The following is a 26,441-nucleotide window of genomic DNA, read 5'->3' on the forward strand; positions in this document are numbered from 1 at the left end:
TAAACACCGCTGCTAAGTTCATGTCCCTGGTCATCAGCCCGATCTGATCTCCGAAATCCCCGCGAGGATGCCGTCGCCTGCGGTGGCAGGTGGTCGGGTCCTTGCTGATCCTGTAGGGGCCTCACCTCTCTTTCTAATCCACACGGATCTGTGCCCAGACTCACGTTGCATTACCCCGAGCCAGTGGAATCTCATACACCTCCCACAGACGTCCCTTGGTGCCGGGAGCTTCGACCTTATGTGCTCACTCTATACCGGGAAGTGATCCTCTGGACGACAACCGGATCGAAATATAGCCTTTTTTCTTGTTCGAGATAGCATCCGAACAGGATTTGCGAACCTGGAGTAATGCCCACGTACCATTGGTCGCCCGCGGGTGCCCGACACCGAAGTAGTCCAGAGTCAAGTGCTCGTAGAATCAACCGGTGTTCTCAGACGGGTTCTTCACTCCTTGCGCACAACCGAAATCGGCCCATCGCAAGCCGTTGAGTGCCACGCAGGCAGCAACCTGGTTCTATCCATCAGCGCACCTATACCCCCGCTGACTACCTGACTTCGCTGCTGAACATGATTTCCGATTCTATTGAGTTCCCACTGGGCGCCACAGGAACCTCAACGAGCTTTTTGGCCGCAACGAGTCATGGCGCTTCGCTGGAAAGCGTCGTTTGAGGCCAATCGGCTTCAGCCTGCTCAACGTGCGATCTGGCGTGCCGCGACGCCCAGCTTGAAGCAGATGCTTCCTGTACTTCCATCTGTTTCTCCTGATCCGGGTTTTTTGAATACGAGAGGCGATTTTACGAATGGTTCGATAGCCACCCAGTTCTGCGGGGAGTAGATGCCCAGACCGTCCTGGCCCAGGGGGATGTACAATCCTCTAAAGCTCTACCGGCCAATTGGTGGGCTAATCCATCTCGGCTTGGCAACACTGTGAATGTCAATTGTACTTCTGACAAACGCCCCCGCAGGCAACGCTGGGTTCCCATGGACATTGGGTACCGGGCAACACCAAGTAATGTATGCTGCACAGGCCGAACAGGTGATGCCTCGTGACTGGGACTCGTCTGGCTACGGGTACCGAATGGACGTCCACACCTCGAAGTGAACTCTATTTTTATTGAGAGCCGCGTGTATCGCCATCTCTACGCCCATCTGACGAGTTTCAATGTGGCACTGAACGACAACGTCGCGATACCATCATTTGCGAAGTCAGGCGCAACCACTGGTCCCCCTGTTTCCGCCTGCGACCCCGCCCAAGTGCCTATCGCCCCGCATCTTCATTTCCACATCAACCCCCACAATGCCAGCACGGACGCCGTGGATGCTTCGCCGATGTTGGGCTTCGTGCCGATGACCACCTATCCAAATTCAGGCGCTACGTGCGGCACAATCTATCCGCTGAACGGCGCCCAGAGCCCTGCGTATCCTCGGCCAGACCGGTGGCATTCCGCGAAGACGTTGCAACCGCGCTCTCGGATCATTACTGGTTCTGTTATCAAGAGCGATTCCCTCACTTCTCAACGCACGGCTCCAGATGCTTCATGAAAAGGATGCCAAACAACGGCCCAGGCTGGAACGCCAATCCTGGGATTACTGGCTCTCCCTGAATTGCGGTATGCCAACGTTTCATTCAAGCAGACGGGACACACTGTATTTGGGTTTGCGGCTGGGTGGAACCGTGAATGATGATTCCGCCGCATATGGGCCGTGATGATAACCCATACGACACGTCGCGAAATCACAGGCTGTGCCTCGGCCTCGTGGCAGTGGCAAAGCATCAAGACAACGGGGCGCGTCCCTACCTTTGACGTCAGCGAAGGCGAGCGGAGTCATCAACATCTGGATGCGTGAAGATGGCATGAGAACTTGCCTGCGTCCTTCTGACCCGGCAGGTGGGGATTGTAATCCCACAGGCAACATCAGGTGTGGGGGGGATACTGACCGAACTTCTTGCTTTCTTCGCTCACAGAGAAAAGTATGGGAACCATGAGATTAGTGCATTGCCGACAAGACAGGTTGGGTGCTGTTATGCAGTGTGGCGCTGGACCACATGTTCTGGTCTCCTACAACCTCCAGAACAGACCGCAACGCCCGCTGTCGCCCCAATGACGCGGTGGCGACGGCGCGTTGTCGCCACCCGCAAGCGCGTCGCCGACGGTGACAACATTGCCAAAGGACACCCCAGTCGTTGCAGTTGCCGGTCCCTTGCCTGCCACAATTGCAGTCGCTACTTCCGGCCCAACTGGTCAACCCCAGCGCTGGCTGGCGCAGATACACGACAATCTCCCCTATGTGGGCGTGTCCTTTGCCTATCCGGCCGATTGGAGTTCGTTCCAGTGCGTGAAAAGCCAGACCAGATACATCACCCTATTTCCAATTGAGTGCTCCTGTGTGGATCACCTGGGTGGCAACATACGGGTCGCCATTGTATATATGGGGTCTGAGTTTGCTAAGGAGGAAGCCTGCGCTCTTGGGTTGAGAAGTAGCCTGCGAATGACACTGCCCGAGCAATCCTTCGGGGCTACACATTGTCTGCGACTTCCGAGCCACCTTTGTGGAGCCCAATGGCAGCTGCGTAGATGGTCCGAAGCTCACTTGCGGACAAAAGCGGCGCCGCAACGCTGGAAAGTATCTTCATAAAACAAGGAGACAACGTAGTAATTCAGATCAGCAGCGCCACTTGGACCGAATATGCCCCTGCCCTACGGGCCGTCCTGGAAGACATCGCCCGATCCTTTCATTCTCAGCCGTTGCACCCAGGACGTTGAACGAGATGTATGGGGGTAGACCCACGAGGTACTCCACCGATTTCACCCCCGATGTTCAACACTTGTCCAGAGCCTTCTGGCGAGCAGACAGATCGATCTGGTTGTGCATGATCGGCCAATCGGCGCTCGTGGCCGTGCGTCCCGGATGTTTGGCAACCTGCGCAGCGTCTCGGGAGCACCGGTTCGTATGGCGGTCGGCCAGCCCAATCCCTGACCTGGGGCAGCCAGGCCACACACGCTACAGCTACGACGTGGCCAGCCGGTTGCTGACGGTGCAGGATCACGCGCGAGCAACCAGACGACGCTGACCCACGACCTGTTGGGCCGCAAGACGAGCATGAACGATCCGGACATGGGGCGGGCGAAGTATCGCTACGATGCGGCGGGCAACCTGATGAAACCAGCGTCGCGCTACCAGGCGATCTGCTTCTAATACGACGGCCACAATCGGCTGGTGGGCAAGACCTATCATGCGGGCATCGCAACCTGGACATCCTGACGTGCAGCGGGGCTTATGCCGTCGGCTTCAGCTACGACAGCACGGGCGCGAACGGCAACCTGGGGCAAAGAGGCCGACGCACGGGCATGAACGATCCATCGGGCGGGCAGCAGCGCTGGGCCTATGATCTGCGGGCCGGGTGATCACCGAGACCCAGGTGATCAGGTACAGGGGGCGGCGCCTTCGTGACGGCCTGGTGGTTGACCCCAGCCGACCGGCCGCTTGTGTGGCGAATATCCTGGCGGCGCAACGGGTAAATAAAGGCGAGCAGTGATGTTCACCTACAACACCCCGGGGCTTGCTGCGCCAGGTGCAGAGCAACGGCAGCACTTACTATGTGGGCGACATGCCACAACGCCGTGAGCCAGACGACGCAACGCTGGCTGGGCAGCACGACGGGAGTGCAGCGGCCTACACCCACCGCGGCCGAAACTTCCGGCTGGTGACGCGGAAGACCGGCAACGTCCCCCCTACACCAACCTGCAGAACATCAGCCACCTACGACGACGGGGAAGTGACGACGATCACGGATGCGGCGGCGTATGGCGGCACCGACGCAGACCTTCGCCTCACGATGCGCTGCACCGGCTGAGCACGGCGCAGCTAGCGGATCGCGGCTATGGCGGTTACAGCCTGAAGAACTTACGGCTACGACGCCATCGGCAACCTGACCCACTTCGAGAGCGCGCGACGCAGAATCCATTACCAGGACGCGGGCGCACAAGCATGCGGTGACGCACATCGGCGGCACGGCGCCCGGCAACCAGAAATACTGGTACGACGCCAACGGCAACGCGCGCGGCGCATCAGCGGCAGCCAGGACATCACGCTGAGTTACGATGCCGAAAACCGGCTGACGGGCATGTCCGGCGGTGTCACGGCGAGTTACATCTACGACGGGGACGGAGCAGGTCAAGGAGACGGTCGGCGGCGCAACGACGGTCTACATCGGGAACACCTTCAGTGGACGGGCAGCACGGCCACGATGAAGAAGTATTACTACGCCGAAGCAGTGCGGGTCGCCATGCGCACGGGGGTCAGCCCGGGCACAGTGAACTACCTGCTGAGCGATCATCTCGGTTCGCAGGCGCTGACGCTGACCAGCGCCGGCGCGCGGCTCAACACGAACACCGAGCTGCGCTACATGCCTTACGGCGTGGCGCGCTATACCGCTGGCGTGACGCTGACGACGTTCAACTTCACCGGTCAGCGCAAGGACAGCGGGAGCGGTTTGCTGTTCTACAACGCCAGGTGGTATGACCCTTATCTTAACCGGTGGATCCAACCCGACAGCATTATACCCAATCCTGGCGATCCGCAAAATCTCAATCGCTACTCTTACTGCCGGAATAATCCTCTACGCTTTATCGATCCATCAGGCCACGATCCGCTGGATCAGGCCTGGCAAGAGGAATTTGAGCAGATGCATCATCGTGCGCCGACGGCCGAAGACATCTTGATTCGTCTGTTCTCGATAGCCTTTCCTGGCGAGTGGAATTGGTCAGTCTTCTACGACGCTGACGGTAACTACGTCCAGGGAAACCTGGAGAGCGTATTCCGTGACAACCGACCTGCTAACTGGTCATGGAATGACATGCCAAGCGCATTAGAACGATTGACCGGTTGGTACAAGACTGGCGAAGAGGGTATGTTCACCAGAGACATTGGTAGCCTGTTCGGAGGTCTAGCCAATCGCTTGGAAGCGCCAAACGCTTGGCCGGCGGTCAGCAATGCAGGGAATCCCATACGGACCTGGGTTTATTTTGATCGGCAGGGGTTGCCTGCCTCGTTCATGGGCACCTCAGATGACGATGCGAATGTGCATCATTGGGCTTGGGCGCTGACCATGGGGGCGGAGTACGGCCCGGGCGGCAGTTTGCTCAACACGGGGCGCGAAATCACGCAATTTCATGGCGATTGGCGCAATAGCTGGTCAGATGTCAGCATCGGAAATCGCGGGGCTGCGCTCGGTGTTCGATTCCGTGTCCTGGGGTTGACGGACATCACACACGCATGGAACCTCTTTATGCTGGATCGTTGGTTCTGATGGACGCTGCCAGGAGGCTTGTTATGCAACATATCAGTGTTGCCGGCAGACTGGGAGCAGTGAGTGTCGTGATCTTGTTGGTCACACTGGTAGCTGGATGCTATTCATCGCCGTTGGAGGAGGCGAGAAAACAGGTGTCCGTAGGCACGCTGCGCGACGATGCGATCCGGATTCTGAGCGAAAAGGCCTGGTACCATCAGCCATGCCCCAATCTCGTAGGCGGCAAGCTTGAAACAATCACGGATCTTTTCTTCTTCGGCCGTCATAAGTATGACCAAGCCGACATCGTGATTGTCAAGAGTAAACCTGTCAATGGCGTATTCGTTGTGGGCGATGATCTCGGTAGCTTTGAGCCATACGTCTGGCATGCCGTCTACCGAGACTGTTTGCAGCGTGAACACTTCGAAGATTAGGTTTGTTGGTCTTGCCCTCAAGGCAGGTGGGGGGGGGAAGTTTGCGTTAAGCGCTTTCGGAGCAGTGCGGCTGCGGCAATTGGAACCTGGGCAGAGCCAGTTTTGACTCTGCCCAGCGCCAACATCGTCGGTGATGACGTTCGCCAGTTTCTGCCGTCTACGCCGGCAGCTTGCCTGAATCACGGCGTTGGTGCGGCACACGTGGGGGGTACGACCGAAGGTGGCGGCGCCAGCGGTGTTGGGGACTGAAGCAGACGGCGCAATTGCGCTACCAGGGTCAGCCGTTCTGCGTCAGGCAGGGCCGGCACGGCCAGGCGCGCGAGCAGCGCCAGCGAGGTCTCCTCGGTGACAACGTCGTTGACTGGCGGGGGTGGGTCGGCTGGGGGCGCTGGAGTCAGATCGAGGCGTTGTTCGACCCGTATCATGGCGGCGAAGTAGTCAGCCGCGACGGTCTGGTCGTGGACGCGAGCGTAGATCAAGGTGGAGTTGAGCCGACGGTGTCCCAGCAGCTTTTGGATCGAGGTGATGCGGCAGCCGGCGTTGAGCAGTTGCGTGGCACAGGTGTGGCGCAGGCGATGGGGGTAGACTTTGATGCCGGTGCGTACGCCAGCAGCCTTGATGCGACTGCGCAGTAAGTCCTTGCAGACCGGTTGGTTGCGGTAGAGAAAGACGTGGTTGGTTGGCCCCATACCGCGCCCGGCCAGATAGGCTTGGAGCGCCTGCACGGTGATATCAGTGAGATAGACGGTGCGATCCTGCTGCCCCTTGCCCCGGCGGACGGTGAGTTGGCGGGCAGTCAGATTGAGATCGTCGAGGCGCAGTTCTTCGACCTCACCCAGGCGCAGCCCGCCCTGCCACATGAGGTAGAAGGCGGCGCGATCAAGCAGGGCATCGCGGTGCTGATGCGATAGCTTGGCCTGAGCGACGCGTTGCTCGCAGTCAGCGCGCAAACGACGCACCTCATCGTCGGTCAAGAAACGGGGGAGGCTATCCGGTTCCTTGAGATAGCGCAGGCGCAGCAACGCCTGCGGCACCCGGTGATCGTTGTCTTGCAGGAAGAGCACAAAGGCGTGCAAGGCGCGCAGGTCTTGGTTGATGCTTTTGGCGGCATAACCGGCAGCCAAGCGGTGATCCACATAGTCCAGGATGTATTGGCGTTTGACATCCGTTAACTGGGTCACGGCATGGTGTTCGCACAGCCAGCGCCAGAGACGGAGGTGGCCGCTCCAGAAGCGTCGGATGTTGTCTTCCAGCCGAGCGGGGCGCCAGTTGGCTTGACGGAGGTGTTGATAACGCCTCAGTTCGGACACAAGCCACTGCGGTAGACCGGCGGTATGTAGGGTCACCTCAAACGGGTGGGCCTTGCTTTCGAGTTGACCCCGCTCATGACGTAGGAAGCGGCGAAACTTGGGCCAGGGCGTTACGACACATGTCGGTCCATTCGGCACTCAGTTGTTTGGCTTGGATGTAGGCGAGCGCGCCACGGGTCGGTGTCCAGGTCGAGTTGGCTATGTGGCTTAAGATTGAGGCCCAAGACGTGACCGGCCATGGGGATGTAGAGGATTCTGATAACGGGCAGACTAGCGCCGCCACTGAGCAGCCACGCCTGATAGCGTTCCAGGAATGCAATGTTCTCGGTTGGCCAGGCGGCCGTGGGCTGGGGCCGCGGCACAGCAGGCGGCATACGTTGATCGTGGCCGTAGTGCAGGGCCTGGTCGTAGCGTTGGGCAACTAAATGATCGGGAATGCGTTTAGGGTTCATGATGCGCCTCCCGCGGGCGCGGTGTCAGCCCAATTCTCGATTTGTGCGCAGGCGGCATTGTAGTCGGCTTGCACCTGACGATCATTGGCAGCCACGTAGATCTGCGTGGTTTCCAGCCAGGCGTGGCCGAGCAGTTTCTGGATGGTAGTCACCGGCACGTCAGCGTTGAGCAGGTCGTTGGCGAAGGTGTGGCGCAAACGGTGGGCGGTGAGGGTGACACCGGCTTGTGTACGGTAGGCGAGCAAACGCAGATGGATGGCCGTAGTGGAGAGACCCTGGCCTTGGTAGCTGACGAAGAGGGCGTCGCAGGTGACGTGCGGGCGCACGGCCAGATAGGTACGTACAGCCTGTTCAGCCTGCGGCGAAAGGTAGGCCGTGCGATCCTTGCTGCCTTTGCCGTGAATTATCATGCGGGGCAGCGTTTCGTCCAGAAAGAGGTCTGTGAGTCGCAGCGTCGCGACCTCCGAGATGCGCAGGCCACAGCGTAGCATGAGGAGAAACATCGCCCGATCGCGCGGGTCAGTGATAACGGCGAAGAATTTGCGGATGGCATCTTGCTGAACGGGTCGTGGCAGGCGCTGTGGCTCGCGTAACCCATGCCGGTGCGGCAATACAGGGCAGACCAACGTGGTGTCTTCGTCAGCAAGAAATGTGTAGAAAGCAGTGATGGCAGCCAGGCGGCGGTTGATTGTGCTGGGTTGACACCCTTGGCTGGCCTGTTGCCTCACGAAGCGGTCAATATCCCGCAACGTGACGGCGGCCGGTAGCAGGTCGCCGACGAGGTCTGCAAACTGTCGCAAATCGCCACGGTAATCCCGCCAGGTGCGCGCATCAGGGTTGCGACGGCGCACCCAATTGACGAAGCATTCGATCTCGGTTAGCATAACGGTACCTCCTGTGGAATGAGATGGGTGTGATTGGAATCCCCACCCATTCTACTCCCAGGAGGCGCACATGTGCCCCAGCAGTGAACGGCTGCCGGTTAAGATAAGTGATCGGCGCTGGGGAGGTTTGCGAGCGCGGATACGCTGATCCCCCAGCCGCAAAATCCGCAAAGTTTCAACAGATACACCTACGCGGCCAATAATCCTCTACGCTTCGTCGACCCCTCGGGCCATTATGAATGTGAAGGCGATCGTGATTGTCAGGTTCCTAAACGGCCCCCGCGAGGACGCGTCTTCCCTGATCGCGATCTCACGCAGTTTGCCGTTGCCCAGGCGCAATTCATGGCTCAGAGCCTGGTGACGAGCTGGCTGGCCTACGCAAATGCGCATCTTGCACGGACCGGCAGCCCAGGATTCAAAGCTGGCGCCTATTGGAGTTTTCGGGGGCTGGTGGGCGACGGCAAACGCTGGGATTTCAAGGATGTGATGGAGGATGAGCTTGGCAAGAGTTTTCTGCTCTGTTCCGCATCTCGCTGCTACTGGTTCGAATACTCTGTGCTCGGCAACATCCTGTACGGTTACGTGGGTATGCAGGCCGGCTTCGCAGAATGGGAGGTTCGATTGGGCGCGAGCTACGCCGAGGCGCGTGATCCAGAGAACAACGCCAAACGTAACTGGCCCGCCATTCACCCAATTGCCTATTTACCTGCGGAGCGCCGTGACTCCTGGCACGATGATTCCTTTGATTATGTCGCGGTCGGCATGGGCATCGAGATGAGCAGACGTTCTGGCGGTCATGTCACCTTGCAAGCGTTCCAGGCGCTGGTGGCAGAGTATCATGATTCCCTGGCGGCTGGGACGCCGAACTATGCTCCAGTACAGGGGTCTGGTGCGCCCTATGCCGTTGGTCACTTCGACAACAGGCCGAGGTGACGCCATGAACACACGGAGATTACGTTTGGCGATCCTGACACTGGCGACTTGTCTCACTGTGGCTGTCTTGCTCTCCATCTGCTCACCCGGCGCCCCGGCGCCGTTGCGGCCCTTTACCACTGAATCCATGCTGATGGATGCTACGCTGTTCCCTCCTGGTTGGAGTAATCGGCCCATCAGCCCAACCGCAGACTCGCATGGCGCCCTGGAGCACCCGTCACGAGACATGAATGGAGACGGCGTCGTCGTTCACGAGATATATCGTTACGAATTCGTGCGCAGTGCGCAGCGTGAGTACAAACGCCAACTGGACGTGTTTTACACATCTGGACAATGTGGCGCCTCTGGGGAATAAAGGTCAGAAATGACGGCACGGCTTGACTTCGCAGACGAGGCGTACGTAGCCTGTGCAAGCTACATTGCGCCCAATACGGAAGGCGCCAGTCGTTGCGGCATGTTGGCGCGATATGGCGAGTTCGTCGTACGATTTTCGGCCCAAATTGCCCCCGCGGCGCCGGCGGCGCTTGACGAGGATGAGTTGGGCGAGTTGCTGGTCAAACTCGACGATCGGTGGGAAGCGGCCATGGCATCACTCCCGACGCCATCGCCGTGATCTACCACGAGTGGCGCAATCAGCCCGGTTTTTGGCCACGAATTGCACGAATCGAAACGAAAAGCCCCTGGAATTCGTGCAAATTGGTGAAATTCGTGGCAGAAAAAGCTGGGCGGATTCTTGCCACGAATGACACGAATCGAAACGAAAAGACCCTGGAATTCGTGTCATTCGTGGCTGATTCTGCCCTGCAACGGCCACATGACCGGGCGCACGGTGGGCGGCGTGGCCTACACCCTGGTCTATGACGCCGAGAACCGCTTGCAGCAGGTGAAGCAGGGAAGTACGGTGCTGGTCAGCTACACCTATGACGAGGACGGCAACCGGGTCAAGGCGGTGATGGGGAGCAGGACGACGGTGTACGTAGGGGCCATCTACGAGAAAATGGCGGGCGGCAGCAGCGCGACGACGACGGCGGCTAGCGCCAATTCCGTCTTGTCCGCGTCAGGCCGACCCGGTGAAGGTCTGCGAGCGCGCGTGCGCGGCGTCGGCGCGGAGATGCCATTCCCGCGGCTGGAAGTTGGACTCGATCAGCCAGCGCATGGCGTCGCTGGAGGGCGCCGGCGCGAATGTGTCGGCGGCGGGCAGGAACGGATAGATGTCCGTTTGCCCGCCCAGCCGGGCGTAGAAACGGCGGTTTGCGCCATTCTTCTGCCTGGCGCCCTGCGGAAGAAAGATCGTCCCCTCCCACACCTCCTGGCCGCGGCGCTGAACCGGTCTGGCGCCAACCATGCTGGCCCTGAGCAGGATAGATGATCCAACGCCCAGGGCCAGCGAGGCCGGCGGCTGCGGTTCTAACTGCACCAGGCCGAAATCGTACGGCGTATCGAAGAAATTCCTTTCGGCCCACGCCAGCGGCCGCGATGAGTTGGTCGCGGCTACCAGGTAGGATGCATCCTGCCCGCGGCCATCCTCCTGACGGCTGACCACCACGGAGACGGTGAATTCCTGGAAGCGGATGCCCAGCCAGCGCAGGTCCGTGGCGGCCAGCAGCAGCAGCGCCTGCCCCTTGTCATCGTACGGCGCCAGCCCACGTGGTTTCAGCCGCGCCTGCCAAAACGACAGGTCGGCCGCGCCGAATAGATTGACTTCTTTGACGTTGTTGATCTTGGTGATGTAGGGGACGGCTGCGTCTGCCATGTCGAAACTCCTGGTACATTGGTTGTAGCACCCTCACTCGATCCCTCACGGCCGGTAGGTCACGACCAGGCGCGGTGGATTGGGCGGTGCGGTGCTTTCGCGGCTGGCAAAACCGCGCCAGCCGATGGTGATCTCGTTCTTGCTCATCAGTGCCAGGCCGTTGTTGACCGCGCCATCCACCCAGGTCTGCACCAGGCTGGTCACATTCCACGTGTAATAGGCCGGTGCGATGCCGACGCCCAGCACGTTGTTCGCGCCCGTGTAGCCGGGCTGCGTGTTCCAGGTGACGGTCATCTCCTGCCAGGCGCCGTCGCTGCGCTTCAGTTCGATGTCGAGCAGCGCCGGGCTGGCGCTGCTCGACACCAGGTAGGCCATGAATGAGGCGCTCTGCACGGTTGCACCGCTCGGAATGCCGCCGAGGTTGAAGCGGTAGAGCGCGCGGCCCGTGGCGCTGGCGCTCTGGCTGCCCACGTAGTGAATCGTGGCCGCGCCGTAGTTGCTGGTCGGCGCAGTCGAAAAGACGTAAGTGTCGGCCACAGGCGTCAGAATCACCGTCACCGGCGTGGCAGTCGGCGTCGGCGTGCGCGTGGGCGTTGGGGTGCGCGTAGGCGTAAACGTCGGCGTGCGCGTGGGGGTGTAGGTTGGTGTGAACGTGTAGGTTGGCGTGCGCGTCGGCGTGTGCGTGAAGGTCGCCGTCGGCGTGGCCGTCGGCGTATGCGTGAAGGTTGGCGTGCGCGTCGGCGTATGCGTCAAGGTGGCCGTCGGCGTAAAGGTGAAGGTCGGCGTGCGCGTCGGCGTAAACGTGAAGGTGGGCGTCGGTGTGAATGTCGGCGTGTGCGTGAGGGTAGACGTTGGCGTATTCGTCGCTGAGAACGTGGCCGTCAGGGTCGGCGTGCGCGTCGGCGTTGAGGTGGCGGTTGGCGTGCGCGTCGGCGTTGACGTAAACGATGGCGTGGCCGTCGGGCTTGGCGTCGGCGTGGGCGTTGGGCCGGATGGACATTCCTGCAGCCAGCGCTGAGCGCCGGCCGTGATATCGAGCACATCCACGTCGCCGTCGCGGTCCAGGTCGCGATGATAATCGAAGTCGGGCTGGCTGAGATCCAGGCCGAAGCTGGCCGCCACCCGCTGCACGTCCACGATGCTGACCCGGCAATCGCCGTCCAGGTCGAAAAAGGCGGCGCTGTGAGTCACCGTGACGACCACGGGCGCCACCACGCTGCCCGCCAGGGAGGCGCTGGTAAAGGTCACATGCCCGCTGTGAACGCCATCCTCCAGCTCATAGGCCTGCACCAGGATGGTAACGCCGGACACGGTGACGCCGGTGACGACCGTGGAGGCCAGCCAGTCCACATCGGCCGCCACGGTAAAGGTGGCCGGCCGGCGGCTGACTACCTGCAGCGCCTGCTGCGGCAGCGGGGTGTCCAGGGCAAGGTCGGCCGTGAAGCTGAGGCTGGGCGGGTAGACCGCCAACTGGTCGGGCGGCAGGGGTGGGTCGTTGGTGGCCGGGTCGGTGCCAGCCAGCAGCTCGTCGCCGTCGGAGCGGCCATCGCCATCGCTGTCAGGGTCGCCAGGGTCGGTGTGGCGCCTGATCTCCACCAGTCGGGAAAGGCCATCGCCATCGGCGTCGCTGAATAACTCCTGCGCGTTCAGCGGGCTGAGGCCCATCCCAGATTCCTCGGCGTCCGGGAGGGTGTCGAGGTCGTAGTCTCCCTGCACGGTCACGCTGATCGCGATGGGTTCGGTCAGCCCTACGCTGTTTTGCGCCTGCAGGACCAGGGTATGGGCGCCCACGCTGAGGATCACCGCGAAATCTGCACCGCTGCCCAGCTCGCCGTCCCGGCTGCTCCACCAGGTCAGATTGGCGCCGGCCACGCGGCGATCCTGGTTGTCATAGGCGCCGCCGCGAAGGTCAATCCGCCGTCCTTCCAGGAAACTGTCGCCCGCCTGGGGAAAGCCGATGTAGGGCAGGGGCGGCTGACCGGCCACCGTGAACGCGGGCGAAACCGCGCTGCCCTCATCGAAGCCATCGCTGGCCGTGACCCGGAAGCGGGCATTGCCGCTGCCGGCCAGGCGGGCGACCGGTACCTGCACCGTACCGCTGGCGCTACTGAAGGCCAGGGGCAGCCAGGAAGCGCCGCCATCGGCCGAATAGTCAATCGCAATCACCAGCGGGTCGGCGTCGGCGTCGCTGGCGATCCAGGTAACGGGGATGTTGCCGCTGCTGTAGGAGCCGCCGGCCGGGCTGCTGATGCTCACCGTGGGCGCGGCGCCGCCGGCTGTGAAGCTGTCGAGCAGGGTGTCGTCGTGGCGCAGTTCCAGACGGGCCACGCCGGTCTGGCGCAGGATGGTGGCGGCAAAGAAACCGCTGTCGTTGAGGCCGGTCTCCGGGGTGCGAAAGGCCGGAAAGACGCCGTTGCGGGCCAGTTCAGCGCCGCCGCCATCGAGCTGCACCAGCCAGTAATTACTGACAAAGTCCACGCTGAGCGGCGCGTCCTCCCCCAGGGTTTCGACGCGGCGCAAGACGCCAGCTTCCACCGTCCGGCTGACCAGGCCGGAGACGTAGAGCCGCGGGCCTGGCACAGGGGATGTCACCGGGATGCTTGCCGGCCCGGTTGGCGCGGCGCGGCCAGCGCTGTCATTCGCTCCCGCCAGGCGCAGCCCGCCGAACGGCCGCAGGTCCTCGAAGCCGAGCCGCGTCGAGATCATGCCATATTCAGCCCGAACTGCCTGCTCGTCCACCGGCTCGAAGAAGACGTTATCGTCGTCCCGGCCGCAGGCATAGCTCATCAGGGCCTTGCCGCGGCGGGTGTCTTCGTCGGCCGGGTCGCCGTCGTCTTCTACAATCCATTGCGCGCGCATCTGCCGGCCGGACATCGGGTTAACCACCGGTTCCTCCACCCCCGGTTGGAGATAGATCGTCTTGGACACGTCGTAGCTGGCGCCGCCATCGTTGCATTCTCCGTTGTCCAATTCGTCGTTGACCGAATGACTGAGGTTGTCGGTGTAGGAGCCGTTGGCCGCGGTGGGGCCAACCAGCCCCATGATATGGCCGATCTCATGCCCCAGGCGCCGGCTGTACTCGGTGTTGTCGGCGCCATCCGTGACGCTGCCCACAGCCCAGCCGACATAGAGCGGCACTTCGACCTCGCAACTGCCAAAATCGGCCAGACCCAGGGTAGCCACGGTCAGCGCGGCGTCGGTCAACTCGCAGAAGGCATCCAGTCCGTCCAGGAAGATGATGTTGATCAGGTCGCTGACATCGGCCCACAGTCCGTAGCCGTTCTTGTCGCCGGTTTTCAGCCGCTCATCCACGATGCCGAAGGCGATGATCGCGTCAGGATCATGAAGATCGTTCCAGCGGCGGCGAATGGGATCCATGTCATGGGCGGCTTCGAGCAGCTCGCCCCAGGACCCCAGGGTCAGCGACACGGCGCTCGTCAGGCTGACATCGGCCCACTCGAACTCCAGCCGGCCGGTCGGCATGTAGCGCTGGCGTAGCTCCTCCAGCCCGTTGCTGACGTTGACCCGCAGATGGAATTCGTCTGTCGCCCCGGCCTGATCCCACATGATCGGCACCAGCAGCACGCGCAGGGGCAGGTTGCGGCGGAACTCGGCCGTCGTGTCGAACGCGGCGACGGTGAAGCCGCGGCGGCGCAGCACGGCATGAACCTGTACGGTCGTGCCCTCGTCGCTGACGAAGTCGTTGAGCAGCGGCGTCAGCGACACTTCGACGCTCTGCGCGATGTCACGCAGGGCCTGCGGCGGCAGCGGCTCCGGGTTGTAAGGAATCACATGCAGCGCGTCCTGGGTCTCGCTGTAGCTCTGGCCGCTGCCCGGCTCGGTCAGGCTGATCTCGATGCTGTCCACCTCCAGCACATCATCGTCGTTCGGCCACAGGGCGTGCGTCAGATAGAACTGGATCATCGTCGGCCGGTCCGCCACCAGGTCGTAGGCGCTCAGGCCCTGGTTGAGAACGATGGCGTCCGCGTGCAGCTCCACCACGCGCAAGAAGTCGGCGCTGGTGGTGCTGTAGGTGGGGCCGCCCGGGCAGGCGTTACGCACATGCACCGGGCCGGACTCGTCGCCGGGCTGCACGATCATCTGCAGATGGCGAGGGCCGATGTAGGTCGGGCTGCGATAGGGGCCATCGCCCACGGCCACCATCGCGCCAGGATCGAAGTTCGAGCCAGTGATGTCCACGAACAAGCCCACGTTGCCCCCTTCCGGGCTGACGGTCAGGATACTCGGCTCCGCGCAGAAGGCCGGCCGGCCCACGCCGGTGAGGGTGGCGCGACGCCGGCCCACGCTGACGGAGACATCGCCGTTGACGTTGTCGCGATTCAGGCGCACCTCGATCTCGGTCTCGCTGATGCTCTCGATCTCCACAACCGCGCCGCCGATAACCACCGTGACATCGGCCGGGTTGGAACCGAAACCGGTGCCGCTGATGGTGATGTGATCGGGCGAATGGCCGTGGTCCGGCGAAATGCTGTTGATGGCAGGGATGACATCGGCCAGGGGCGGCAGGAACGCGCCGCGCACGCTGACCCCGTTGGCCGGCGCGTGGCCGAACCAGACCCGGTCCGCGCCGTCGGCCGCCACGTCGCTGATGGTGCTGCTGCGCAGGCCGGAGTTGGTCCACCAGTAGCCCTGCCAGCCGTTGACCGTGCGCACCGCGGCGCCGGCCCACAAACGACCGAGTTCATCCACCGCCAGGGGCAGGCTGTAGGCCGCAATGGGCGGGGTTTCGTTGGCAAATCCGTTGCCGTCGAAGAGGCTGAGGCCGTTCGCGGTGCTGATGGCAATGTCGCCATCGCCGGTCTGCGCCAGGTCGCGAATCTGATTGGAGGGCAGGCCGGAGGCCGTGGTGAACACGATCAAGGTGTTGCCCTGCAAACGGGCCAACCCCTGGTTGGTGCCCACCCACAACCGCTGCTCACGGTCGGCCAGCAGGGCGCGCACGGTCGTGGCCGGCAGGCCGGAATTGCCCGCGTCGAAGGTAGTCACGAAGCGCTCCCGGTCGAAGAGGGTCAGGCCGCCCGCGCCGCCGATCCAGATGCGGCCGTTCATGTCCTGGGCCAGGGCCTCGATGGGGCCGGCGGGCGGCGTTCCCTCGGCCCAGGCCAGCAGGTCCCAGCCGCCGGCCGTGTAGAGGCGCACATCGGTCGCGGTGCCCACCCAGATGCGGCCGCGGCTGTCGCCCAGGACGCTCAGCGCCTGCACGTTGTTGCGGTTGTCCCAGGTCTGGCCGTCGGCTTGCAGCACATGCAGGCTGGAAGCGGTCGCCAGGAAAGCCCGGCCCCGCACTGTCCAGACGTGCGCGATGGCCTTGCTGTCCAGGCTGTTGCTCTCATCCAACTGCTGCCAGCGCTGGGCCACCGTCACCAGGCGACCGTTCTCTTTGCCGGCCCACACGCGCTCATCGGCCGCGCCGACCGCGCTGACGCCGCTGTCCCAGACAGTTGCGGGGCCTGACGAGTCGGCCGTGCGGCTGCCCAGCGGCGCGGCCGTCCAGTTGTACTCTTCGGTGTACAGGGTGGCCTGATTGGGCGGCGCGCCCACCGCCTGGTAGGCCACCAGGCCCCCGCTCTCGCCCGGCTGCGCTTCGACAGCCGTCCAGATGCGGCCGTCCGCGTCCACATCCACGGCCGCGGCCGCCACGCCCAGCAGCGGTTCCAACAGGTTGCCTGCGCCGGGCGTCACCGCGCCGGGAATGCGGCAAACGCCCTGGCCGTCTACATCTGGCCGCGCGCCCAGCACGAAGTAGTTGGGCGAGACGACCCACCAATCGCTGTTCGGTCCCAGGGCCAGATCGTCCGGCTCGAACAGGTTGCACTGGCTGCCGCTGTAGTTGGTCTCGGTGTAGAACGGATCGAACTGCATACGCCGCAAGCCGCCGTCAGCGATCACCCACACATCCTGCACAGGCTCGGCGCGCAGGGCGATGGCGTCGAGGCGGCTGCCCACGAAGTTGGTATGCCATTGATAGCCGGGAAAGGGCCAGAGGATGCGGTCGCGCCAGCGCAGCCCCTGGCCGTCCGTGCCGAAGAAGGGAATACTGTCAGCGCTGGTCGCGCCGGGCTGCACATCCACGGCCAGCACACGGTTGGCGCCGAGCACCCCGGCATCGAAGGTGGTCACCGCGCCGGCGCTGGTGATTTGCTTGCCGCCCGCGTCATCGGTCGCCAGCCAGGTCTCGTCGTTGACCGCGTCGTAGCGCACATCGTTGATGATGCCGCTGGCGCTGCCCAAGTCGGCCGGGGTGTAACGGGTGCGGCCGCTGTTGGCGTTGTAGCGATAGGCGCCGCTGCCATACGTAGCCACCACCACCCGCGTCTCATCGCCCGCGATGGCGTTGACCGCATCGCCCACTGTCATGGGGAAATCCCAGCGGCCCAGGGGAATGGCCGGCCCGTCGCCCAACGGCGCCCGCCAGATGCTGGCCCTGTTCCCGCTCGTCCAACCGCCCATCAGCAGCGCGTGGCGGTTGCGGCTGCTGTAGATGACGCTGGCGTAGAGGCGCTCTTCCGGCAGCGGAATGAGCGTCGGCCAAAGTTGGGCAGTCGCCGGGTCGAAGACCAGCACGCGGTCCACATCAACCCCGCCCAGCAGGTAGATCAGCCGGCTGGCCGGGTCTTCCACCGCGGCGAAGGCGTAGGTCTCGACCGGCAGGGCGACGCCGGCCACCAGGCTAACCGAGCCGCCCAGACCGTCGTCATCCAGCGCCAGCTCGTAAATCGTGCTGGTGGGGTCGAGACTGCCGTCGAGGCCGCCAAAGAGATAGATCTTGCCGGTAGCGCCGGCGTAGGCCGCGGCCAGGTTGTAGCGCGGCGCGGGCAGGGTCAGGCCGGGCAGGCTGCTGAGCGTTTCCGTTTCGGGGTCGAAGACGCTGATGCGGCTCTGCACGCTGCCGCCGTAGCCGCCGATGATGGTGATCAGGTGCAGGTCGGGATGATAGACCGCGGCCGCGCTGCGCACAGAAACGGGCAGCGTCGGGGCCAATGTGCGCACCGCGCCGGTGGCGCGGCTGACCGCGTAGATCGTGTTCTGATAGTTGACGCCCGCCTGCCCGCCAAAGACGTAGATGGTGTCGTTGTCCGGCGCATAGGCGGCCGCGGCGTAATTCAGGGCCAACGGCAGGTTGCCAACGGCGCTGGTCGCACCGGTGGCCGCGTCCACCGCCTCGATCTGATCGCTGACCGCGCCGCCGCGGCTGCCGCCCAACAGCCAGGCCTGATTGGTTCCGGGGATGTAGACAGTGGCCGCGCCGGAGCGCGTGGTCGGCAACGTGTTGAAGGACTCATCCAGGGGAACCAGGGCCGGCTGCGGCGGCGCGGCCGGGCCGCTCAGATCAGCCTGACCGCGCGGCGCGCCGTGGTGCTCGCCGATGCTGTCGTTGTAGTCATCGGCCAGATGCCAGACGGCCACCAGGCCCGGCCGCGGCTCGTCCAGGGCGATGTGCATGGTGCGACGAATCTCGTCCTGGCTGCGGGCCACCGTCCACAGCCGCACTTCGGCGATGTTGCCGGCGAAAAGAGAGAGATCAGCCGAGGGGCCGGGGTCGGCGCCGATGGCGACCGGATAGGCGTTGACCGCGGGCGTCGGGCCAGCGTCGCCCGTGTACTCCAACTCGCCGTTCAGATAGTAGTGGCGCTGGTCGCCATGCTCCCAAACCACCGCAATGTGCGTCCAGACGTGGGCGGGGATGACCGTGCTGCCGTCCTGCCAATCGCCATTAGAATAGTAGCGAATGTGCTGATTGCAGATGCCCAGCCAGTACGAGTCAAGCAGGTCCTTGCTGATGACGGTATTGCAGGCGTCGAGGTTGAGGGGGTAGAGGCTCACCCAAGCTTCGAGCGTGATGGCGTCGCTGTAGGGCACCAGGGCGGGGTCGTGTGGAATCTCAACGTAGTCATCGGTGAGTTGCAGAGGCGAATCGTTGAGCGCCAGGGAATGCTCGAAGGCGGCGGGGACCAGACGTGTCATGGCTGCTTCTCCCGTCAAACTGCCGAAGAGGAGGGCGCAGAGCAGCACAAAAATAACAACCAGCGGTGGGGCACATTTGCAGCGCAGCGTACGCATGGCAACACCTCGCACGTGGGGTATCTGGTTCTCGTCAGTGGGCACCATCAACCATACATCAGGATCGCGCAAAAGTCAAGACCAAATACGCGCAATTTCCTGACCCAAAAAACAGCCCTGTACCGCAATCCTCCGGGTTGCAGCCCCAAACCCATGCAAGCGCCCACAACACAAACGAGTAACAAATTATAAAAAACGGGATCAAAGTATTGACTTTTATAACAAAAAGTTCTATAATGCTCTCGTAGACTCCCGATGAGCATTCCCCCTTCTGGGCGAAAGGCGAGCGAGACAATCATGCCTGACAAACTGCTCACGACCCGTGAATTGCAGGATCACCTGCAATTGGACCGCGTCACCATCTACCGGATGGTCAAAGAAGGCGAGCTGCCGGCGCTGCGCGTGGGCGGCCAGTGGCGCTTCTCGGCCGACGCCATCGAATCCTGGCTGGGGGACCGCGACACTGCACGCTTGCCAGCCGTCGTTCCCGCTCCCGCTCCTGCAGCCGCCCTTCCGCAAAACCTGCGCCTTTCTGATCTGATCCCGCTCAAGATCCTGCAAGGCATTCAGGACCAGTTTGCGGCCGTGCTGGGCATGTCCTCCTTCATCACCGACCTGGACGGCCTGCCATTGGTGCCATGCAGTCGCTGCAGCCGCTTCTGCCGGTTGATCCATACCACCGGGGCCGGCATGGCAGGCTGTCAAGGCTCGTGGCGGTCCGTGGCTCGCTCGGCCAAAGAAGGCGCCAACGTTCACACCTGCCATGCCGGCATCCGCTACGCCAGCGCGCCGGTCGTGGTTGCCGGCCAACGCGTGGGCATGGTGACGGCCGGTCAGTTCCTCACCGAGGCGGCCGATCCGGCCGCGTTCGAGAAGCAGGCGCTGGTCACGGGCGCCCGCATCGGGGTGGATGGCGACGCTCTGGCTGCAGCCCAAGACTCGCTGGTCATCGTCAGTGCGGAGCAAGCCTTGCGCATCACCGAGCTGCTGGCGGTCATTGCCAATGCCCTGTCTGGCATCGGCTATCAGGCCTATCTGGCGCGCCTGACGCTGACCAGGATCGCCCAACTCAGCGGCGCGGTAGCGCCAGAACTCATTAGCTGAGGGTTCGCAGGGGAATTAGTTCCTGTATTTTGCCGAGAAAACGCTGAGAAACACAGGAAGTTATATTTTTACGAACCCTGAGCGCCGGGGATTGCCGGCGTCATCTCGATTTTCAGGAGCCTTTCATGCACCTTCCCGCCTTCATCAAGAAAAACGCCGCCTGGGCCATCGGCCTGACCGTCACCCTGGCGGTGATCCTCGTGCCGCTGATCCTGCTGCGACCGCAGACCACCACCGCGCCCGACGCGCCCAAATCAGCCCTGCTCACGCGCGTCCCTGAGACCGATCACTCGCATCTACTCACCGGCCCGTATGCCAACGGCCCGGAAGTGACCGCAGCCTGCCTGACGTGTCATCCCGATTCCTCCTCGCAACTCATGGCCACCACGCATTGGACCTGGGAGAGCCAGCCGATGATCGCTACCTGGCGCACAGACCTGGTGACGATCGGCAAAAAGAATCAGATCAACAACTTCTGCATCAGCGCGCAGGGCAACGAAAAGAAGTGCATGAGCTGTCACACCGGCTACGGCTGGGAGAACGATGGGTTCGACTTCAGCAACCAGCTCAATGTGGACTGCCTGATCTGTCACGCCGATCTCTCCACCTACGGCAAGGGCGATTTCGGCTATCCGGCCGAAGGCGTGGATTTGACGGCTGCGGCCCAAAGCGTGGGCAGACCCGCCCGTGAAAACTGCGGCGCCTGCCACTACGATGGCGGCGGCGGCAACAACGTCAAACATGGCGACCTGGACACCAGCCTCAACTTCCCGGCGGCCAATCTCGATGTCCACATGAGCAGCCTGAACTTGCAGTGCATTGACTGCCACCGCACGCAGGACCACGTTATCCAGGGCCGTCTGCTGGCCGACAACATCGCCATCGAGCCTGCTGAGCAGGTGCAGTGTACCGATTGCCACGCCAGCACCCCGCATGAGGACGAACGCCTCGATGCCCACACGGGAGCGGTGGCCTGTCAGTCCTGCCACATCCCCGCGGTCGCACTCAAGAACCCCACCAAAGTCTACTGGGACTGGTCCGCGGCCGGGCAGGACATTCCGGAGGATCACTACACCTATCTGAAGATCAAGGGCGAGTTTCATTACGAAGAAGACGTGGCCCCCTCCTACCACTGGTTCAACGGCAGCAACGCCTACCGCTACCTGCTGGGCGACACGATCACGCCCACACAGCCGACGATGATCAACCTGCCGGCCGGCGACATCAACGACCCCAACGCCAAAATCTTCCCCTTTAAGATCCATATCGCCAAACAGCCCTACGACACCGCGACCAACACGCTGTTGGCCCCGCGCACAGCCGGCGAAAACGGCTACTGGACCACCTTCGACTGGCCCTCGGCCCTCGCCCTGGGCGCGCAGGATGCCGGCATCACCTTCTCCGGCCAGTACGGCTTTGCCGAAACCTGGATGTACTATCCGACCACGCACATGGTGCAGCCTGCCGAGAACGCGCTGCAGTGCGAATCGTGCCACGGCGCGGACGGCCGCATGGACTGGCAGGCCCTGGGCTATCCCGGCGACCCCATCACCTGGGGCGGGCGCTCGCAGGCGAAGTGAGGGAGCATCATGAAAATTCCACGCCACTCCGCGCTGTTGACCATCCTCGGGCTGTTGCTGCTGGCCGCGTTGACCGGCCTGCCCTGGGTCGCGGCTCAGCCCGCCGCCGCGCCGGTCTCACAGCCGCCGCCGATTCACCCGCAGTTCGCGCTGCTCGATGAGGCAGGCGCGCCCGTGCTGATCTCCGGCAATCCGGTCTCCACCCTGAAAACCTGCGGCGCGTGCCACGACACCGCCTTCATTCAGAGTCACAGCTACCATGCCACCCTGGGCCTGGATGAATTCAACCCATCCGGCCATACCGCCGGCGCCCGCGCCTGGGACAGCAGCGCCGGCGCCTTTGGTCGTTGGGACGCCCTGCGCTACCGCTACCTCTCCCTGGCCGGCGACCCCTTGCTTGACCTGGGCACGCCTGAATGGGTCATGGACTTTGGCGATCGGCACGTGGGCGGCGGCCCGGCCCTGATCACGCGTGACGGCGGGTCGCTCAGCGCCCTGCCCGCCGACGCCAGCAACCCGGAGACGGCCGTGCTCGATCCCGTCAGCGGCCAGGCCACCGCCTGGGATTGGGCCGCATCGGGCGTGGTTGAAATGAACTGTTTCCTGTGCCACCTGCCCAATCCCAACAACGCCGCCCGCATCGCCGCCCTGCAGAGCGGTCAGTTCCGTTGGGCCAACACCGCCACCCTGCTCGGCACCGGCCTGGTGGAGGCTGACGGCAACGGCTTCCGCTGGAATGCCGCCGCGTTCGAGGCTGACGGCCAGCTCAGGACCGAATTCATCACCGTGCAGGACCCCAGCAACGCCAACTGCGGCCAGTGCCACGGCCTGGTGCAGACCGGCATCAGCACCCCCGTTTCCCTGACCCAGGCGACAACCACACTGTGGAGCACGCTGACCACCGGCCAAATCATCTCCGGGCAGCGCATCTCTGCCTCGGGCCTCAACCTGGCCGACAAGGCAGAATTGAACCGGCCCTGGGACGTTCACGCCGCGCGGCAGCTTCAGTGTACCGATTGTCACTTTGCCCTCAACAACCCCATCTACTTCCGTGAAAGCGCCGCAACCCGGCCCGCGCACCTGGCCTTCGATCCGCGCCGTCTCGACTTCGGCGAGTATCTGCAGCGCCCAGTGCATGACTTTGCCAAAGGCATCACCGCCCAGCACGCCATCGCGCCGGAACTGACCGACACCATGCGCCGCTGTGATAGCTGCCACAACGCCGCCAGCACTCACCAATGGCTGCCCTACACCGACCGCCACCTGGCAACCGTCGCCTGCGAAACCTGCCACATCCCGCAGGTCTACGCGCCCGCGCTGCAGAGCGTGGACTGGACCGTCCTCACGGCAGACGGCGAGCCGCGGCGTGAGTACCGCGGCGTGGCTGGCGACCCACAGGCCGCGGCGTCCCTCATCAGCGGCTTCCAGCCTGCGCTGCTCCTGCGCCAGGATGTGGATGGCAAGACGCGCCTGGCCCCGCACAACCTGGTGACAGCCTGGTACTGGGTCTACGGCGATCCGGCGCAGCCGGTGCGCCTGCTCGACCTGCAGGCCGCCTGGTTCGATGGTCAGAGCTATGCGGCCGCAGTGATGGCCGGCCTGGACGCCGATGGCAACGGCGCCTTGAGCGAAACCGAGCTGGTGCTCGACACCCCCGCCGGTCAAGCCATCATCGCCGACCGCCTGGCGGCCCTGGGCCTGGCCAATCCCCGCATCGCTGGCGACGTGCAGCCCTACACCATCAGCCACGATGTAGCCAACGGTGAGTGGGTGACCCGCGAATGTACCGCCTGCCACAGCGCAGATTCACGCTTGGCCCAGTCGTTCACGATCGCCAGCGCCGGTCCGACCGGGATTACGCCGGCCCTGCTGGCAAACGGCAGCACGGTCATGGACGGCAGCCTGGTCAACACCGCGGATGGCGCCTGGCGCTACGAGGCAAACGCCGCCAGCGCCGACCTCTACATCTTCGGCAAATCGAGCGTGTCCTGGATTGACTGGTTCGGCATGATCGCCTTTCTTGGCACGCTGCTGGCCGTTGGGGCGCACGGCGGGCTGCGCTTTGCCTCCGCGCTGCGCCTGCCCAAACACACCCCGCAGCTCAAGCAGGTGTACGTGTACACCGTCTACGAGCGTTTCTGGCACTGGCTGCAGACATTCACCATTCTGGGGTTGATCTTCACCGGGCTGGTCATCCACAAGCCGGATCTGTTCGGCCTCTTCGCCTTCAAGTCCATGGTGCAGGTGCATAATATACTGGCCGCCATCGTCGTCATCAACGCCGCCCTCTCGCTCTTCTACCACCTGGCGAGCGGCGAGATCAAGCAGTTCATCCCGCGGCCGGCCGGCTTCTACGACCAGGCCATCGTGCAGGCCAAATTCTACCTGCAGGGTATCTTCAAGAACGAGCCGCACCCGTTCGAAAAGGTACCCGAACGCAAGCTGAACCCGCTGCAGCAGCTTACCTATTTTGGCTTGCTCAACGTGCTCCTGCCCGGACAGGTCATCACCGGCGCGCTGATGTGGGGCGCGCAGCGCTGGCCTGACCTGGCCCTGAGCGTGGGCGGCCTCCCCCTGCTGGCCCCTGTGCATTCGCTGATCGCCTGGCTGCTCGCCACCTTCGTCGTCCTGCACGTCTATTTGACCACCACCGGTCACACCCCGCTGGCCAACATCCAGGCGATGATGAACGGATGGGATATGGTGGAAACGCATGAAGCACTCCCCGCGCCCGTTGGCGCGGACCCAATCATTCTAGCCCAGGAGGCGCCATCTCATGGCAACTAATACCGAATCTCTCGCTCCCCGGCCCTCGCTCAGGGCTGCGGTCGGCCGCGTCTTGTTTGCACGCCCGGCCAAAGACTACATTCACCCCTATCTGGCCGCGGTGCTGCTCGGCCTGGTGCTCTTCCTGGCCTTCTTCCTCACCGGTAATGGGCTGGGCGCGTCTGGCGGCTTGAACAGCATCATCGCCTTCATCGAAGACCTGGTCGCGCCCGGCCACATGGACCGCCTGCCCTACCTGGTCAAGCTGGCCGGCGGCAACAAGAACCCGCTCGACTCCTACCTGGTCTACATGGTCATCGGCACCCTGATTGGTGGGTTTCTGTCCGGCTGGCGCAACGGCCGCCTAAAAGTAGAAACGGTGCGCGGCCCGCAGATCACCCCGCGCACCCGCTGGTTCATGGCCTTCCTGGGCGGCGCGATCATGGGCTACGGCGCCCGCCTTGCCCGCGGCTGCACCTCCGGCCAGGCGCTCTCCGGCGGCTCCGTGCTCTCGGTTGGCTCGTGGGCTTTCATGTTCGCCATCTTCGGCGGCGGCTACGCGGTGGCCTACTTCGTACGCAAACTCTGGAACTAGATTCAGGCACCCAAAGGAGACATCATGGCGCCTTTTCCGCTTTCGTTGGCAACCCTACTCGGCCATTGGGGCCAATATGTAGTTTATCTGTTGATCGGCGTGGGCTTCGGCTACGTGCTGGAGAGCGCCGGCTTCGGCAACTCGCTCAAGCTGGCGCGGCAGTTCTACTTCCAAGACCTGACGGTGCTCAAGGTGATGTTTGGGGCCATCATCACCGCGATGCTGCTCATCTTCACCGCCTCCGGCCTGGGCCTGCTCGACTATAACCTGGTTTGGGTCAACCCCACCTACCTGTGGCCCGGCATTGTGGGCGGTCTCATCATGGGCGTGGGCTTCATCATCGGCGGCTTCTGCCCCGGCACCTCGCTGGTGTCGCTCGCCACCTTCAAGCTCGATGGCCTCTTCTTCGTCCTGGGCGGGCTGTTCGGCATCTTCCTCTTCGGTGAAACGGTGGACTCCTTCGCGGTCTTCTGGAATTCGTCCTACATGGGCCGTTTCACCATCCAGGACTGGTTGGGGCTGCCCGTCGGCGTGGTCGTCCTGCTCGTCATCCTGATGGCGCTCTTCATGTTCTGGGGCGGCGAGCAGTTGGAGCGCCTCGTGGGCGGCAAGAATCTGAAACTGGAACCGAAGATGCGCTACGCCGGCGCCGGCCTGATGGTTCTCGGCGCGGTGATCCTGATCGTCATCGGTCAGCCTACGACCGCAGACAAGTGGCAGGCGCTGGCCCCCGCCAAAGATCCGCTGCTGGCTGAACGCAGCGTGCAGATTCCGCCGGCTGAACTGCTGGACACGCTGCATAACGACGCGCTGAAGGTCATCCTGCTCGACGTGCGCAGCGAAGGAGATTACAACCTGTTTCACATTGCCGGAGCAGAACGGGTGACCCTGGCGGCCCTGCCAACCCTCATTCCTGATCTGCTGCTGGAGCCGGCCAACACCATTTTCGTCGCCATGAGCAACGATGAAACGGCTGCGACAGAGGCCTGGAAAATGCTGACCGCCGAAAGCGTACCCAACGCCTACATCCTGGAGGGCGGCCTCAACCACTGGCTGGAAACCTACGCCAGCGCCGATCCCGCACTGCCGCCGGCCACGCCGTCTCCGGGCGACGACCGTCTGCGCTACGAATTCGCTCTGGCCCTCGGCGCCCAATCGCCGGCCGCCACGCCCGACCCGCATGAGTTCGCGGTAGATTACACCCCCAAGATCCAGCTCAAACTCAAGCGCGGCCCCAGCGGCGGAGGCTGTGGGTAAT

General features: G+C 63.2%; 16 protein-coding genes and 1 pseudogene. 13 read left to right on the top strand and 4 right to left on the bottom strand.

Annotated elements, in window-relative coordinates; all coding sequences use genetic code 11:
- The first annotated feature begins 3,610 nt into the window (after positions 1–3,610).
- From IPM84_15050 to IPM84_15060, 3 genes are all read left to right on the top strand, one after another.
- The gene (locus IPM84_15050; protein ID MBK9094057.1) at positions 3,611–3,856 is read left to right on the top strand and encodes a hypothetical protein; all 246 of its coding nucleotides are present in this window, start codon (positions 3,611–3,613) and stop codon (positions 3,854–3,856) included.
- Positions 3,857–4,249: 393 nt separating this feature from the next.
- Positions 4,250–5,311 carry an RHS repeat-associated core domain-containing protein gene (locus IPM84_15055; protein MBK9094058.1) on the top strand — a complete coding sequence of 354 codons (1,062 nt, stop codon included), beginning with the start codon at positions 4,250–4,252 and terminating at the stop codon, positions 5,309–5,311.
- A 23-nt stretch (positions 5,312–5,334) separates the two neighbouring features.
- Positions 5,335–5,724, top strand: a complete 390-nt coding sequence (locus tag IPM84_15060) for a hypothetical protein (GenBank protein ID MBK9094059.1) — start codon at positions 5,335–5,337, stop codon at positions 5,722–5,724.
- Between the two features lie 179 nt (positions 5,725–5,903).
- Here IPM84_15060 and IPM84_15065 read toward each other — a convergent pair whose 3' ends face one another.
- The 3 genes from IPM84_15065 to IPM84_15075 form a co-directional block, all read right to left on the bottom strand.
- Positions 5,904–7,034: a tyrosine-type recombinase/integrase gene (locus IPM84_15065; GenBank protein MBK9094060.1), complete on the bottom strand. Its 1,131-nt coding sequence runs from the start codon at positions 7,032–7,034 to the stop codon at positions 5,904–5,906.
- 110 nt (positions 7,035–7,144) lie between these two features.
- The gene (locus IPM84_15070) at positions 7,145–7,486 is read right to left on the bottom strand and encodes a hypothetical protein (protein ID MBK9094061.1); all 342 of its coding nucleotides are present in this window, start codon (positions 7,484–7,486) and stop codon (positions 7,145–7,147) included.
- Positions 7,483–8,370 carry a tyrosine-type recombinase/integrase gene (locus IPM84_15075; GenBank protein ID MBK9094062.1) on the bottom strand — a complete coding sequence of 296 codons (888 nt, stop codon included), beginning with the start codon at positions 8,368–8,370 and terminating at the stop codon, positions 7,483–7,485. The genes IPM84_15070 and IPM84_15075 overlap by 4 nt, the downstream gene beginning before the upstream one ends.
- Before the next feature lie 117 nt (positions 8,371–8,487).
- Here IPM84_15075 and IPM84_15080 point away from each other — a divergent pair.
- The 5 genes and pseudogenes from IPM84_15080 (at position 8,488) to IPM84_15100 (ending at position 10,672) form a co-directional block, all read left to right on the top strand.
- A pseudogene (locus IPM84_15080) lies at positions 8,488–8,604 on the top strand (RHS repeat-associated core domain-containing protein).
- A gap of 123 nt (positions 8,605–8,727) precedes the next feature.
- On the top strand, positions 8,728–9,303 hold the full coding sequence (locus tag IPM84_15085; GenBank protein ID MBK9094063.1) for a hypothetical protein: 576 nt from the start codon (positions 8,728–8,730) through the stop codon (positions 9,301–9,303).
- Positions 9,304–9,328: 25 nt separating this feature from the next.
- Positions 9,329–9,658, top strand: a complete 330-nt coding sequence (locus IPM84_15090) for a hypothetical protein (protein ID MBK9094064.1) — start codon at positions 9,329–9,331, stop codon at positions 9,656–9,658.
- Positions 9,659–9,667: 9 nt separating this feature from the next.
- The gene (locus IPM84_15095; protein MBK9094065.1) at positions 9,668–9,916 is read left to right on the top strand and encodes a hypothetical protein; all 249 of its coding nucleotides are present in this window, start codon (positions 9,668–9,670) and stop codon (positions 9,914–9,916) included.
- A 129-nt stretch (positions 9,917–10,045) separates the two neighbouring features.
- Complete coding sequence (locus IPM84_15100) at positions 10,046–10,672, top strand: RHS repeat protein (protein ID MBK9094066.1); 627 nt, start codon at positions 10,046–10,048, stop codon at positions 10,670–10,672.
- A gap of 429 nt (positions 10,673–11,101) precedes the next feature.
- Here the strand turns inward: IPM84_15100 and IPM84_15105 are convergent, their stop codons facing one another.
- The gene (locus tag IPM84_15105; GenBank protein MBK9094067.1) at positions 11,102–19,042 is read right to left on the bottom strand and encodes a DNRLRE domain-containing protein; all 7,941 of its coding nucleotides are present in this window, start codon (positions 19,040–19,042) and stop codon (positions 11,102–11,104) included.
- A gap of 393 nt (positions 19,043–19,435) precedes the next feature.
- On the opposite strand from IPM84_15105, the gene IPM84_15110 reads away from it, so the two are divergent.
- The 5 genes from IPM84_15110 to IPM84_15130 all read left to right on the top strand — a co-directional run bounded on the left by IPM84_15110 (position 19,436) and on the right by IPM84_15130 (position 26,440).
- Entirely contained in the window at positions 19,436–20,242 is an 807-nt protein-coding gene (locus IPM84_15110) for a PocR ligand-binding domain-containing protein (protein ID MBK9094068.1), read from the top strand.
- A gap of 125 nt (positions 20,243–20,367) precedes the next feature.
- Positions 20,368–21,822, top strand: a complete 1,455-nt coding sequence (locus IPM84_15115) for a tetrathionate reductase family octaheme c-type cytochrome (protein ID MBK9094069.1) — start codon at positions 20,368–20,370, stop codon at positions 21,820–21,822.
- A gap of 9 nt (positions 21,823–21,831) precedes the next feature.
- Positions 21,832–24,609, top strand: coding sequence for a cytochrome b/b6 domain-containing protein (locus IPM84_15120; protein MBK9094070.1), 2,778 nt, complete (start codon positions 21,832–21,834; stop codon positions 24,607–24,609).
- Positions 24,599–25,183, top strand: coding sequence for a YeeE/YedE family protein (locus tag IPM84_15125; protein MBK9094071.1), 585 nt, complete (start codon positions 24,599–24,601; stop codon positions 25,181–25,183). The genes IPM84_15120 and IPM84_15125 overlap by 11 nt, the downstream gene beginning before the upstream one ends.
- A 24-nt stretch (positions 25,184–25,207) precedes the next feature.
- Entirely contained in the window at positions 25,208–26,440 is a 1,233-nt protein-coding gene (locus IPM84_15130) for a YeeE/YedE family protein (protein MBK9094072.1), read from the top strand.
- Position 26,441 lies beyond the last annotated feature (1 nt).

Origin of the sequence: Candidatus Amarolinea dominans (assembly GCA_016719785.1) — a bacterium.
GTDB lineage: Bacteria > Chloroflexota > Anaerolineae > SSC4 > Amarolineaceae > Amarolinea > Amarolinea dominans.

Coding starts and splice junctions, on each gene's coding strand:
- IPM84_15050 (MBK9094057.1), top strand. CDS start 3,611: ATGCCACAACGCCGTGAGCCAGACGACGCAACGCTGGCTGGGCAGCAC.
- IPM84_15055 (MBK9094058.1), top strand. CDS start 4,250: ATGAAGAAGTATTACTACGCCGAAGCAGTGCGGGTCGCCATGCGCACG.
- IPM84_15060 (MBK9094059.1), top strand. CDS start 5,335: ATGCAACATATCAGTGTTGCCGGCAGACTGGGAGCAGTGAGTGTCGTG.
- IPM84_15070 (MBK9094061.1), bottom strand. CDS start 7,486: ATGAACCCTAAACGCATTCCCGATCATTTAGTTGCCCAACGCTACGAC.
- IPM84_15075 (MBK9094062.1), bottom strand. CDS start 8,370: ATGCTAACCGAGATCGAATGCTTCGTCAATTGGGTGCGCCGTCGCAAC.
- IPM84_15095 (MBK9094065.1), top strand. CDS start 9,668: ATGACGGCACGGCTTGACTTCGCAGACGAGGCGTACGTAGCCTGTGCA.
- IPM84_15100 (MBK9094066.1), top strand. CDS start 10,046: ATGACACGAATCGAAACGAAAAGACCCTGGAATTCGTGTCATTCGTGG.
- IPM84_15105 (MBK9094067.1), bottom strand. CDS start 19,042: ATGACACGTCTGGTCCCCGCCGCCTTCGAGCATTCCCTGGCGCTCAAC.
- IPM84_15110 (MBK9094068.1), top strand. CDS start 19,436: ATGCCTGACAAACTGCTCACGACCCGTGAATTGCAGGATCACCTGCAA.
- IPM84_15115 (MBK9094069.1), top strand. CDS start 20,368: ATGCACCTTCCCGCCTTCATCAAGAAAAACGCCGCCTGGGCCATCGGC.
- IPM84_15120 (MBK9094070.1), top strand. CDS start 21,832: ATGAAAATTCCACGCCACTCCGCGCTGTTGACCATCCTCGGGCTGTTG.
- IPM84_15125 (MBK9094071.1), top strand. CDS start 24,599: ATGGCAACTAATACCGAATCTCTCGCTCCCCGGCCCTCGCTCAGGGCT.
- IPM84_15130 (MBK9094072.1), top strand. CDS start 25,208: ATGGCGCCTTTTCCGCTTTCGTTGGCAACCCTACTCGGCCATTGGGGC.